Genomic DNA, 12932 nt, shown 5'->3' on the forward strand with positions numbered 1-12932 from the left:
TCAGCTTCTAGTGTGCCAGCGCCAGCTGGGCCACCCGCACCACGACGAGCGCGACGGCGATGATCAGATAGCCGCGCAGTACCGCCAGGCCCAGCCGTCGCCCGGACGACAGGCGCGGCCGCTCCAGCAGGGCCAGCGGCGGCATCCGCCACGACTCGCGCTGCGAGCGTTCGATCGGCACGGTGCCCCGGGCCGGGCGGCGGTGGCGCGCGGCGACCAGCCAGGTCGCGCCGGCCACGCCGAGCAGGGCGACGACGGCGACGACGGCCAGGATCTGGGTGAGGGTGATGTGCGGGTAGAGGACGCCGGCGGTCAGGACGATCGACATCGTGACGAGCGCGCCGATGACGACCGACGTGAACAGGTTGGTGGCCCGGCCGTTGACCCATGGTCCGAGCACCGCGCGGTCGTTGCACAGCAGCAGCAGGAACACCGTGGCCGAGGGCAGCAACACCCCGGCGAGGGCCTGCACCCCCTCGGTCAGCAGCCCGAGCGGGGAGCCGGGGAGCACCACGATGAGCGCGGAGACCAGCAGCAGCGCGGCGAACATCGCGTAGAAGGGCTTCGCCTGCCGCGGCGTGCGGTGCAGCGAGTGCTTGAGGCCGAGCACGTCGCCGATGGCGTACGAGGTGGACAGGGCGACCGCCGCCGCGCCGATGATCGACGCGTCGATGAGCGCGATCGCGAACAGGATGCCCGCCGCCTCGTGGACGTAGCGGCCCAGCCCGGCGGCGACGCCTGCCGCGTCGGTGAACTGCCCGTATTCGGGCCGGCCGGCGAACGCGGCCGCGGCGGCGCACATCATCGCCGCGGCGCCGACCACGACGATGACGATGCCGATCCACAGGTCGACCTTCTCGTAGCGGATGAACCGGGGCGTGATCCGCTTGTCGATCACGTAGGACTGCTGGAAGAACAGCTGCCACGGCGCGATGGTGGTACCGACGATCGCGATGATCAGCAGCATCACCGTGGACGCTTGGCCGGTGGGCAGGCCCGGCACGACGAAGTCATGACCGACCTGCGCCAGCGGCGGGTGGGCCATGACGACGACCGGGACCAGCGCCAGGGAGCCGGCCACCAGGGCCAGGCAGACCCGCTCGAACCGGGGGAACGAGCCGGTGCTCGCCGCCGCGATCACCGCCGCGGCGGCCAGCAGTACCCCGGGTATCCGGGGCAGTCCGAGATAGCTCAGCCCGAGGCTGACCCCGATGAACTCCGTGACGATGGTCAGGGCGTTGAGCGCGAACAGGTCGATCACGCTGAACGCACCCCAGAACCGGCCGTAGCGCTCCAGGATGAGCCGGGCGTGCCCCACCCCGGTCACCGCACCCAGCCGCAGGACCATCTCCTGGTTGACGTACAGCACCGGCACCAGCAGCAGCAGCGTCCACAGCAGGCGGGTGCCGTAGTTCTGCCCGGCCTGGGTGTAGGTGCCGAACGCACCGGCGTCGTTGTCGCCCACCATCACGATCAGGCCGGGGCCGACGATCGCCAGCAGGGTCTTCAGCCTGGCCGACAGCCCGGGCCGGACGCCGGTGTCGTGCTCCGCGATGCTGCCCAGCGCGCCCCGGATGTCGCCGGTGTGCGAGGGGTCCAGCCCCGTCTGCCCACTGTCCGTGCGTGCGTGCGGTGCCGCCATAGCGCATCCCCTTCCCGCCCGGGACGGGATAGAGGCGGCACGCACCGGCGGGAGCGGCGCTGCTCCACGCCTCGCTCAGCTCGCTCAGCTCGCTCAGCTCGCTCAGCGAGGGGGCTGCGCCATGCGGCAGGGCTCAACGAGGAGGCCGCGCCATGCGGCAAGGCGGAGAGCCTGGCCGGCGGGTGCCGCGAGCGATCCAAGGACTACATCCGTCGGGACCGGAATCCACTGCGCTCGCCTCCCCTCGCCCGATGATGCGAAACAACCTGCGGCGGGACCCGGAGTCGCTACCGGCCGCGTAGCCGGGATACCCAGTGCCGGGCCGCCGCGTGGAACACGCCGGACGCCGTCCCGTGTGCCGCACGCAGCCGCCCGATCGGGGCGTGCCCGCCGCCGTGGGCGTGTCGCGGGCGTCGTTCGTACTGCCCGGCCAGCCGCGCCGCGACGCACAGCGACGCCACCGCGCAGGCCAGCCACAGCCCGGCGAAGACAACGATGCCAACGAACGACATCCCGGCCACCTCGCCATCGGCGCCACGTCGTGCGGACGGCCGGCGAACACAGCGCCGGAACTCCTCTGCTCAGCGTACGTCGGTGCGGCCCCGATCCGGCCTCGCGGATGCGCCGGATCGCCGCCTCGTCAGTGCGCGGCGCGGAAGACCCAGCCACGCATGAGGACGAATCGCACCAGGGTGGCGGCGAGGTTGGTCACGACGAGCACGCCCATCTCCAGCGCTCGGGACGGATGCTGCTCGACCCGGTTGAGCACGACGAGGGAGCTGCTGGTCATGCCGAGCCCCAGCGCGAAGATGAGGATGCCCTGGAACTGGTGGCGCACGGCGTGTGCCCGGCCGCGGACGCCGAACGTCAGGCGCCGGTTGACGGCGGTGTTGCCGACCGCCGTCAGGAGCAGTGCCATCAGGTTCGCGGGTTGCGCTCCGGTGCCCGGGCGCAGCACGGCGTACAGCGCGAGGTAGGCCAGCGTGCTGAGCACGCCGACGATCGCGAATCGCGCCAGCTGACGGGGGAGCCCCCGCGGTACGCCGGGAATGGGTGGCGGCAGTGGCCCGCGGCCGAACTGGGCCCGCAGCGCGATGAGGGACGGCCGGCCGGTGATCGCCCCCTGGGCGAGCCGCGCGATGCCCTTGAGGTCGGCGGCGGCGGTGGCGCGGATGTCGACCCTGGAGTCCGGGTCGTCGACCCAGTCGACGGGAACCTCGTGGATGCGCAGGCCGGCGCGCTGGGCCAGCACGAGCAGTTCGGTGTCGAAGAAAAAGCCGGTGTCGCGCACGAGCGGCAGGACCTGCTCGGCCACGTCCTTGCGGATCGCCTTGAACCCGCACTGCGCGTCGGAGAAGTGGGCGGCCAGCGTGCCGCGCAGCAGCAGGTTGTACGAGCGGGAGATCCATTCACGCTTGGCGCCCCGCACGACGCGCGCGCCGTCGGACAGGCGCGTGCCGATGGCCAGGTCGGAGTGTCCGGACAGCAGCGGTGCGACGAGGGGCAGCAGCGCCGCGAGGTCGGTGGACAGGTCGACGTCGGTGTAGGCGAGCACCGTGGCGTCCGACGCCGTCCACGCCGCCCGCAGCGCGCCGCCGCGCCCCTTCTCGTCCAGGTGGAGGACGGCGACCTCCGGCAGTTCGGCGGCCAGGGCGCGGGCGACGTCGAGCGTGGCGTCGGTGCTGGCGTTGTCGGCGACGGTGATCCGGAACGGGTACGGGAACGTCCCGGTGAGGTTGGCGTGCAGCCGCCGTACGCACGGTCCCAGGTCCGTCTCCTCGTTGTACACGGGGATGACGACGTCGAGGACCGGCGCCCGGGGCCCGGACCGGGCGTCGCGCGTCCGGCCGATCGGGCGCGGAGGCTGGACATCGGTCACCGTCTCACCTCGAGAGGTCGTAGATGGTGACGCCGTCGATCGTGGCGGCCGGGTAGTTGTGCTGGACCCAGTCGGTGATCCGGGTGCTGTCGCTCACGCGGGTGCCGGCGAAGGCGCGGGCGAACGGGTCGCCGATGAAGTAGTGGATCCGCTTGGCGGCGACGTCGCGCTGGAACTGGGCGAGCGTCGGCGTGGGGTCGGTGCCGCTGAAGCCACCGACCGCCATCGCGGGCCACCCCGTGGCCAGCTGGTAGCTCGCCGCACCGCGGGAGCCGACCGTCGCGACGACCCAGGTGTACGCGCCCGCGTTCTGCGCCAGCAGCGCGCGGACCCGCGGGTCGGGTGCACGGTTGACGAACAGTCGCGCCATGTCCATGCCGCCGGCCCGCCCGGCGCGGGCCCCGGGCATGGCGGGCCCCGCCGAGACGAGCGGCCCGGACCGTGGCGCCGCGACGGTCTGCAGGGAGTACGCCACCGGGCCGGCGAGGACGGCGGCGAGGGCGGTGGCCGCGGCGAGTGGCGCGAGCAGCGCCGCCGGGCGGCGGTCGCGACGAGCCGGGCGCGCGGACCAGGCCAGCGCGGCCGCCGCGAGCAGCCCCGTCACCGCGACCACGGCGCGCAGCCACGGATGGAAGGCCGCGCTGCGGTCGAGGAGCAGGCAGGACCAGACGGCGGTGCCGGCGACCACGGCGGCCAGCAGGTTCGCGCCGGCGCGGTCGGAGCGCAGTCGCCAGAGGGTGTGCGCGCCCATGCCGACCAGTGCGGCCACCGCAGGGGCGAGCGCCAGCGTGTAGTACGGGTGGAAGATCCCGTGCATCAGGCTGAGGATCAGCGCCGTCGTCACCAGCCATCCGCCCCATAGCGCGTATGCGGCCCGCCACCGTCCGGCCTGCGCGGGTGCCGCGGCGCTCCTGCCGGCCAGCGCGAAGCCGGCCAGGCACAGCAGCAGGGCGGCGGGCAGCAGCCAGGCGATCTGCCCGCCGGTCGCGGCGTCGAACATCCGGCCCCAGCCGGGCGGGTCGAAGCCGAAGCCGAAGCGCCGCCCGTCGAAGCCGGCGATCTCGTTGCCGGTGAGCCGGCCGAAGCCGTTGTACCCCAGGGCCAGCTGCAGGACGTTGTCGTCGGTGGAGCCGCCGACGTACGGGCGGTGCCGGGCCGGCGTCAGCTCGACGATCGCGACCCACCAGCCGGCGGATGCGACCAGCGCGGCCCCGCCGAGCAGCACCTGCCGGACCCGGCGCCCGACCGGGGCCGGCGCGAACACCAGGTAGGTGAGGGCGAACGCCGGCAGGACCAGCAGCGCCTGCAGCATCTTGGTGAGGAAGCCCAGGCCGACACACGCCCCGGCGAGCACCAGCCAGCCGGTGCGCGCGTCCTCCACCGCCCGCACGATCGCGTACGCGCCGGCGACGAGGGTCAGCATGAGCAACGCGTCGGGGTTGTTGTAGCGGTACATGAGCGTTGCCACCGGGGTCGTGGCGAGCACCGCCCCGGACAGCAGCGCCGCGCCCGGCCCGAACCACCGCCGCACGACCGCGTACAGCAACGCCACCGTCGCCACGCCCTCCAGCGCCTGCGGCAGCAGAATGCTCCACGGGTTGAGCCCGAACAGCCGCACCGAGAGGCCGGAGACCCACAACGCGCCCGGCGTCTTGTCGACCGTGATGAAGTTGGCGGCGTCGAACGAGCCGAAGAACCACGCCTTCCAGCTGATCGAGCCGGCCTGAGCCGCCGCCGAGTAGAACGAGTTGGCCCACCCGGACGCGCCGAGCCCCCACCCGTACAGCAGCGCGGCGACGACGAGCAGGACGGTGAGCGCGGGCCGGGCCCAGATCGGGTCCTCATCCCGGCCGCGCAGCACGCGGCGGAAGGTCATTGACCAACGGGATCCAACGCCTCGAGATGGCTCGTCGACCGGCGGCAAAGCCGTGGACATGGCTCAACGGTAGCCAACACGACCGTCCACACCGCCGCCGCCGACCGTGAACTTGCTGTGAGACGGGCCGCGATTGCACCGCGTGCCACTGGGTATGGCCGCGGCTGGATCGCAAACCCTTGTATGCCAACGGAAATGACGACCTGGGCGCCGAGCTCACCCGAAGGTGACGAAGGACGGTGGCGAGACGCATGGCGGTGGTAGCTGGACTGCTGGCTGCACGAGCGCAGGGGCAACCGGAGGGGCCGGCGTTCATCGACGGCGCGGACGGTCACGCGATCGCATGGCCGGCGCTGGCCGCGTACGCCGAACGGCTCGGGGAGCTGGCCGCCGTGCGCCGGTTGCCGCCGGGCGCGCGGATCGGTCTGGTCGTCGCCGACCCGCTCGCCTTCGCCGCCGCGTACCTCGGAGGGCTGGCCGCCGGTCTCACGGTGGTGCCCGTCGACCCCCGGCTGCCGACGCTGGACGAGTTCCTCATCCGGCTGCGGGCCGACGTCGTCGTCACCGACGCGCCGCTCTCCGCGCCGGTGGCGGGGGTGGAGAACTGGGTGGCCGAGCGAACCGCGCCGGTGCCGGTGGGCGCGGCGCCGACCGGCAACCGGCCGAGCGCCCGCGCCGCGTTGCGTCCGGCCGTGTTGCTGGCCACGTCCGGCACGACGGGTGAACCGAAGGGCGTCCCCTTGTCGGAGGCGCAACTGCTGCACGCCGCGCGGCGGGTCGCCGGGCACCACCGGTTCGGGCCGGGCCAGCGCGGGTACAGCCCGCTGCCGCTGTTCCACGTGAACGCGCAGGTGATGGGGTTGCTCGCGGCGCTGGTCAGCGGCGCGTCGCTGGTGCTCGATCGCCGCTTCGAGGCCGGCGCGTACTGGTCGCGGGTGGTGGAGTGGTCACCCACCTGGCTCAACACCGTGCCGGCGATACTGGGCGCCCTCGCCACCCAGCCCGTGCCGCCCGAGGCGACCCTTGCGCGGCTGCGCTTCGCCCGTTCCGCATCGGCGCCGCTGCCCGTCTCGACGCAGGAAGCCTTCACCGCGCACACCGGCGTCGCGGTGCTCAACACGTACGGGATGACCGAGGCGGCCGGCCAGATCACCGCCAGTCCGCTCGACGTCTCCGCCCGGCGCACCGGCTCCGTCGGGCTGCCGGTCGGCGTCGGGCTGGCGGTCGCCGGCCCGGACGGCCGGCCCGCCCCGCCGGGTTCGCAGGGCATGGTCGTCCTGCGCGGCCGGCAGGTGACCGACCGGTATCTGGAGCTGACCGGGCACGGGGCGGAGGCGAGCCGGTCGGCCCGGGACGCGCGCGGGTGGCTGCCCACCGGCGATCTGGGGTTCCGTGACGAGGACGGCCACCTGTACCTGGTCGGCCGCGCCGACGACGTGATCAACCGGGGCGGGGAGAAGCTCCACCCGCAGGAGGTGGAGCACGTCCTGCTCGGCCATCCCGCGGTCGGCTCCGCCGCCGTGGTCGCCGCGCCGCACGAGCGGCTCGGTCAGGTGCCGGTCGCCTTCGTCATGCTCCGGCCGTACCGCACGGAAGCGCTCCAGCCGTACCGCACGGAAGCGCTCCGGCCGTACCGCACGGAAGCGGGTGTGGTCGAGGAGCTGGAGCGGCTGTGCGCCCAGCGGCTGCCCCGCCACAAGTGCCCGGCCGCCATCACCGTCACCGCCGAGCTGCCGACCAGCCCCACGGGCAAGGTGCTGCGCCGTGCCCTCCGCGCCGACGCGGCGGCCCTGGCCGGCGGGCCGGTCCCGGGCGGTGGCCGATGAGCGGGTCGCCGCGGCAGCTCGCCGGTATGCGCACGGCACCCGACGGCCAACCCGCCGCCCGGGCGCGGACGCCGCCGTCCCGTCTCGACTCGGTCGACGTCGTGCGGGTGCTGACCGTCGGGCTCGTCATCGCCGTGCACGTGCTCGCCCAGCAGCCCGGCGGCGTGACGCTGTCCAACGGTGCGCCGCTCATCGTGCTGCACGTCAGCCGCGAGGTCTTCTTCCTGCTCACCGCGTTCGTGCTCGTCTACAGCTATCGCGATCGCGCGCCGTCGCGCTGGTGGGCGTTCTGGCGCAAGCGCTACCTGCTGATCTGCGCGCCGTACGTGGTGTGGAGCGCGGTGTACTTCCTCGCCGGCGGCGAGCCGTTGCGGCCGGCCGGCCGGGCGCTGGCCGGGTTCGCGAACGACCTGCTCACCGGCGCCGCCCGCTACCACCTGTACTTCCTGCTGGTGACCATGCAGGTGTACCTCGTGTTCCCGCTGCTGCGCCGGCTGTTGACGGCCACCCGCGGGACGCACGGATGGCTGCTGGCCGGCGCGGTCGTCTACCAGCTCGGCTGCTACACCGCCGTACAGCGGGGATCGGTGCCCGGGCTCGCCGACCCCAGCGCGTACCTGCCCAGCTACCTGGGGTTCGTCGTGGCCGGCGGCGTGGCGGCGTGGCACGCCGAGACGCTCCTGCGGTGGACCCTCGAGCGGATGTGGTGGGTGTTCGCCGGATGCGCGCTCGCCGTCGCCGCGGGCGTCGCGGTCTTCTTCGTGCGGGCATCGGCGCTGGGGCAGCCCCCGGTGCTCGCCAGTGCCGTGTTCCAGCCCGTCGTCGTGGTGGAGAGCGTCGCCGTCGCGTGGGCGTTCCTGGCCTGCGGCGTCGCCTGGCAGCGCCGCGGCGCACCGGGCCGGCGCCTGGTGCGCTCCGCCTCGGACGTCTCGTTCGGGGTCTACCTGGCTCACCCGTTGCTGCTGCAGGGTCTGCTGGCGGTGTGCGCGGCCTCCGGCCTGACCGCCGTGGCGCAGCGGCAGCCCGGCCCGCTCGTCACGGCGGTCGCGATGGCCGTCGTCCCACTGATCTACCTGGCGTGCTGGTCGGCTGTGGCGGTGGCACTGCGCACGCCGCTGAGCCTGGCGCTGACCGGCCGCCCCCGGCGCGGTGCCCGGGGATGACCCTTCAGGAGGATGGAATGCGAACGTCACCCGGCATGACGATGGTGATCGACGGCGGGCTGCCCACAGGTGCCTTCACCGATCTCATCACCAGCCACGGCGACTACATCGACCTGGTCAAGTTCGGCTGGGGCACGGCGCTGGTCACCCGGGACCTCGACCGCAAGGCCGGGGTGCTGCGCGACGCCGCCATCGGGTTCTATTTCGGCGGCACGCTGTTCGAGCACCACCTCTGGACCGGCCGGCTGGACGAGTACCTCGACCTGGTCCGGCGCACCGGCGCCACCCACATCGAGGTGTCCAACGGCACCATCCCGCTGGACCAGCCCGGCAAGGCCGAACACGTGCGGCGCATGTCGCAGTACCGCCCCGTCCTGTCCGAAGTCGGGTACAAGGATGCCGACCGCTCGGCGCGGCTCACCCCGGCCCAGTGGGTCGAGGCGATGCGCGAGGACCTCGACGCCGGTGCCTTCATGGTCGTCACCGAGGCCCGTGAGAGCGGCCGCAGCGGCATCGCCCAGTCCGACGGGCACCTGCGCCGGGACGTGCTGGACGCGGTGATCGGCAACGTCGACACCGAGCGGGTGATGTTCGAGGCGCCGACCAAGACGCTCCAGGTGGAGCTCATCACCGCCCTCGGCCCGGACGTCAACCTCGGCAACATCGCCGCCGCGGACGTCCTCGGGGCGGAGACGCTGCGCCTCGGGCTGCGGGGCGACACCCTGCTGCACGTGGCCACCGTCCCGTCGGGCCAGTCCGCCGGCATCTGACCCTTTTCGAGGAGAGCATCCATGCGATCCACACACGACGCCTTCCACGTCGCGGTGCCCACCCACGATCTCGACGAGGCGGTGCGGTTCTACGTCTTCGGCCTCGGCGCCAAGCTGGCCCGCCGCTACGACGACCGCGTCACGTTCGACTTCTTCGGCGACCAGCTCGTCTGCCACCTCGACCCCGCCGCCGTGGCCGTCGAACCCGTGGAGTACCCCCGGCACTTCGGCGTCACGTTCGCCCGCGCCGAGGACTTCGACCGGCTGCTGCAGCTGGTCGAGCACCGCAAGCTGCGCGTCCTGTCCGGCCCCGCGACACGGTTCGAGGGCACCGCCGAGCAGCACCGCACCGTCTTCCTCGTCGACCCGTCCAACAACGTGCTGGAGTTCAAGCAGTACGACGACCCGAGGCTGCAGTACTGACGATCGGGCGGTCACCGATGGGCCGCAGACCACCACTGCCCGCCGCGGCGGTGCTTGTCGTGGTCGTGTTCCTGGCCCTGACCGCCTCTCGCGCCCCGTCCGTCCGGACGCTGCCCGGACCGCCCGTGAGGTGGACCCAGGCGACCGTCCCGATCGTCGTGGACGGCCTGGCCCGCAGCTACCTGCTGGTCCGGCCGTGGCCGGCCGGTGCGGTCCGGCTACCGGTGCTGGTGGACCTGCACGGCTGCTGCGTCACGCCGGACTATGAGCGGCAGCGCAGCGGGTTCGCCGATGTGACCGGGCCGGCGATCCTGGTGTACCCCACCGGGGTCGGCCAGTCCTGGAACGCGGGCAACTGCTGCGGCGCCGCCCAGGCCGCCGCGGTCGACGACGTCGCCTTCCTCACCGCCGTCGTCGACAAGGTGCTCGCCACCCAGCCCGACGCCGCCTCCGGCCGGGTGTTCCTGGTCGGGTACAGCAACGGCGGGAAAATGGCCCTGCGCATGGCCTGTGCGGCGCCCCGGCGCTTCGCGGCCGTCGCGTCGTACGCGGCCGTCAGCTCCATGCCGTGCCCGGACCCGGCGCCGGTGTCACTGCTCGAGATCGCCTCCACCGGCGACCCGGACCTGACCATCGGCGCGGGCGGAGCCCCCCACACCCTCGGCGGCTACATCCAACCGACCGTCGATGCGCAGGTTGAGCAGTACCGGCGGGCGAACCGCTGTGCCGGTACCCCGGTCACCCACACGCAGGGCAGCCTGACCACCAGCACCTGGGCACGATGTGGCACCGGGCGGTGCGTGCGGCTGGCCGTCTACCACGGCGGCAGCCACGACTGGCCGCAAGGCGACGACACCACCCCGTCGGCCGCGCAGGCGACCTGGGACTTCTTCAGCGCGACCGCAGGCTGCCGGCATTGACCCGGTTGCGCGGCGTCTCTACCGTGCCTTTTGGATGAGCGGCACGGGGGGAGGCTCACATGCTGCGCCGTCGCGGCGTCGCGGGAGTTGGGTGCAGATGATCGTCAGTTTCGGCGGGGAGCGGATCGAGGTCAGCAAGGCGACCCAGGCGGACTTCACCGAGCACCATGCCCGTCAGCTGGACGCGATGACCTATGCCGACCGGTCGCTGCGCTTCACCGATCCGGCCTGGCGCTGCGGGTACCTCGGCAAGGGCGAGGAGAAGGCGGCGTTCTGCGTCTGCGACCACCGGCGCCGGATCTTCGTGCTGGAGGTCATAGATGAACGCACGTATCTCAATGGCAGGTTCGTCGGCGGCGCCTACTTCCTGCAGCGCCGCGTGCCCGGGCTGACCGGCGTCGACTTCAATGCCGAGGCGCTGATCGGCCTGCGCTTCACCGGCCTGGTCAAGGTCCGGGAGTTCGTCGACGGGCACGAGTGGGCCCGGTTCCAATGGCGCGCAGACCGCCGGAGCCGGCTCGACGTCGTGCTGACGGCATGGCTACGCCTGTTCCTCAGTGGACGGTTCGAGCATTACCAGCGGCACTACCGCGACGTCCACGAACGCAACGTGCTGTTCGAGATCCGCTCATGGCGTGGGCGTGGCGTGCCGGTACTCGCCCGGGATCAGGCCGGACGGATTCGGCTGGTCCGGGTCGCGCTCCAACCGGTCGACGTCCGCTGATACCTCTGTGCTCACCCCTGTGCGGCCAGCGACTCGGCGACCACGACGTCGGCCGGTGCGAGCCGGTCGGCCGCGGTCCTCGCCTGGTGCCAATAGGGGTAGAGGGCGTCCTCGTCGCGGACGGGTGGCTCGTCCCAGCTGGTGAGCTGGCGGGAGCCTTCCGGTGCCTGCGGCCCGCGCCGGTGCTCAGGTGTTCTCGGCCAGCCTCCGGCGGAACTCGGCCAGCGCGGACTGCACGACGCCGTTGAGCCGCTCCAGCTCCTCCTGGGTCGGCTCGCGCCGCAGGTGCAGGCCGATCTGGAAGTCGTGATCGGCGAGCGTGACCTCCAGGTCGTCGAGCAGGTCCGGCGGCAGCTTGCTCAGCACGAACTCGCGGAACGCCGCCGCGATCGTCGCGGGCATGTCGCCGCAGCCGCAGGAGCGACCCTCCAGCACCGCGCCGAGGTGGCTGCGGCCGACGATCGCGTCCGGGTGGACCGGATCGAGGACGGCCAGGCCGGACTCGATGACCGTGCGCGCCTCGCCGAGCCGCTCCCGATGCTGCAGGAACAGCCCGAGCGCGATCCGGCCCCGGCCGAGCATCTCGTAGTCGGCGCCGGTCGCGGCGGCGGCCACCGCCTCGGCCAGCCTGGCCTCGGCCTCGTCGAGCCGCCCGGCCTCCTGCAGGGCGAGGCCCCAGTTGCGCAGCGTCTGGCTGACCGGCTCGGGCCGGCCGAGGCGCACCGCCCGCTGATGCGCATTCGCGTACGCGCGCAGGCCCTCCTCCGGCTGCCCGGCGTCGCCGAGCGCGAGCGCCAGGCCCTGCGCCACGTGCAGGGCGTCCTCGGCCCGGCCCTGCCGGTCGTGGGCGGCCAGCACCCGGCGGATGACGTCGACCCGCTCCGCCAGTCCCGCCTCGTCGCCGATGTTGCGGTTGAGGTTGGCCAGGTTGGACAGTGCCTTCAGGGTGGCGAAGTGGTCCGGGCCGAGCCGCGCCTCGATGGCCGCGGCCAGGTCGCGCAGGAGGGTGCGGTACAGCAGCGGATCCCCGGATCCGGCGCGCTCGCAGACGGCGAGGACGAGCTGCTCGAGGACGTGCTCCGGGAGCCGGTCGGCGCCGGGGAAGAGCTCGTCGCCGGAGCCGGTGGCGCGCACGATCTCGGCCCGCAGCGCCAGCGCGACCGCGACCCGCTCGTGCCCGGCCTGGTACAGGTTGGCGACCATCTCCTCGACGACCTGCCGGGCCTGCGCGAGGTCGCCCCGCTGCAGCAGCAGGTCGGCCAGCGGCTCCAGCCCGAACGCGTAGCCGGGGTGCTCGCGGCCGTAGTACTCCATGCGCGCCCGGGCGCCCGCGCGCAGCTCCTGTTCGGCCTCGTCGAGCCGGCCGGCGAGGCGCAGCGCCTGGCCGAGGTTGCTGCGGTACGTCAGATGGCCCTTGTACAGCTCCGGGTAGTCCCGCGGCGACACGGAGACCGCCGCCCGGAAGCAGTCGACGGCCCGGCCCATCTGGTCGGCGTTGAACAGCACGTTGCCGAGGTCGCACTGCGCGGACGCCCACTGCGGCGTCCCGGCGCCGTGGCGGGCGGTGACGGCGTCGAGCTCGCGCACCATGAGCGCCTCGGCCTCGACGATGCGCCCCTCCAGGATGAGCGAGCGCGCGGCGTCGAACGGGGTGGGGGTGTCGATCACGAGCGGTGAGTGTAGTGACGGCGCGGCCCGCTACCGCCGAC

11 protein-coding genes are annotated in these 12932 nt (G+C 73.2%); 6 read left to right on the forward strand and 5 right to left on the reverse strand.

The window, feature by feature from the left end:
* Positions 1 to 7: 7 nt before the first annotated feature.
* From ABD352_RS36515 to ABD352_RS36530, 4 genes are all read right to left on the reverse strand, one after another.
* Positions 8 to 1642 (reverse strand): NRAMP family divalent metal transporter, encoded by a 1635-nt coding sequence (locus tag ABD352_RS36515; RefSeq protein WP_344617114.1) that lies wholly within the window; start codon positions 1640 to 1642, stop codon positions 8 to 10.
* Between the two features lie 287 nt (positions 1643 to 1929).
* Positions 1930 to 2154, reverse strand: coding sequence for a hypothetical protein (locus ABD352_RS36520; protein ID WP_344617115.1), 225 nt, complete (start codon positions 2152 to 2154; stop codon positions 1930 to 1932).
* Between the two features lie 128 nt (positions 2155 to 2282).
* Entirely contained in the window at positions 2283 to 3494 is a 1212-nt protein-coding gene (locus tag ABD352_RS36525; protein WP_344617208.1) for a bifunctional glycosyltransferase family 2/GtrA family protein, read from the reverse strand.
* A 31-nt stretch (positions 3495 to 3525) separates the two neighbouring features.
* Complete coding sequence (locus tag ABD352_RS36530; RefSeq protein WP_344617116.1) at positions 3526 to 5397, reverse strand: glycosyltransferase family 39 protein; 1872 nt, start codon at positions 5395 to 5397, stop codon at positions 3526 to 3528.
* A 239-nt stretch (positions 5398 to 5636) separates the two neighbouring features.
* Here ABD352_RS36530 and ABD352_RS36535 point away from each other — a divergent pair, with 239 nt between their 5' ends.
* The 6 genes from ABD352_RS36535 to ABD352_RS36560 all read left to right on the forward strand — a co-directional run bounded on the left by ABD352_RS36535 (position 5637) and on the right by ABD352_RS36560 (position 11223).
* Positions 5637 to 7223 (forward strand): AMP-binding protein, encoded by a 1587-nt coding sequence (locus ABD352_RS36535; protein ID WP_344617117.1) that lies wholly within the window; start codon positions 5637 to 5639, stop codon positions 7221 to 7223.
* The gene (locus tag ABD352_RS36540; RefSeq protein WP_344617118.1) at positions 7220 to 8386 is read left to right on the forward strand and encodes an acyltransferase; all 1167 of its coding nucleotides are present in this window, start codon (positions 7220 to 7222) and stop codon (positions 8384 to 8386) included. The genes ABD352_RS36535 and ABD352_RS36540 overlap by 4 nt, the downstream gene beginning before the upstream one ends.
* Before the next feature lie 17 nt (positions 8387 to 8403).
* On the forward strand, positions 8404 to 9156 hold the full coding sequence (locus ABD352_RS36545; RefSeq protein WP_344617119.1) for a phosphosulfolactate synthase: 753 nt from the start codon (positions 8404 to 8406) through the stop codon (positions 9154 to 9156).
* A 21-nt stretch (positions 9157 to 9177) separates the two neighbouring features.
* Entirely contained in the window at positions 9178 to 9579 is a 402-nt protein-coding gene (locus tag ABD352_RS36550; protein ID WP_344617120.1) for a VOC family protein, read from the forward strand.
* A gap of 17 nt (positions 9580 to 9596) precedes the next feature.
* Positions 9597 to 10499, forward strand: a complete 903-nt coding sequence (locus tag ABD352_RS36555) for a CE1 family esterase (protein ID WP_344617121.1) — start codon at positions 9597 to 9599, stop codon at positions 10497 to 10499.
* Between the two features lie 97 nt (positions 10500 to 10596).
* On the forward strand, positions 10597 to 11223 hold the full coding sequence (locus ABD352_RS36560) for a hypothetical protein (RefSeq protein ID WP_344617122.1): 627 nt from the start codon (positions 10597 to 10599) through the stop codon (positions 11221 to 11223).
* 186 nt (positions 11224 to 11409) lie between these two features.
* Here the strand turns inward: ABD352_RS36560 and ABD352_RS36565 are convergent, their stop codons facing one another.
* Complete coding sequence (locus ABD352_RS36565; protein WP_344617123.1) at positions 11410 to 12891, reverse strand: tetratricopeptide repeat protein; 1482 nt, start codon at positions 12889 to 12891, stop codon at positions 11410 to 11412.
* Between the last annotated feature and the right edge of the window lie 41 nt (positions 12892 to 12932).

The organism is Dactylosporangium salmoneum (assembly GCF_039532525.1).
GTDB lineage: Bacteria > Actinomycetota > Actinomycetes > Mycobacteriales > Micromonosporaceae > Dactylosporangium > Dactylosporangium salmoneum.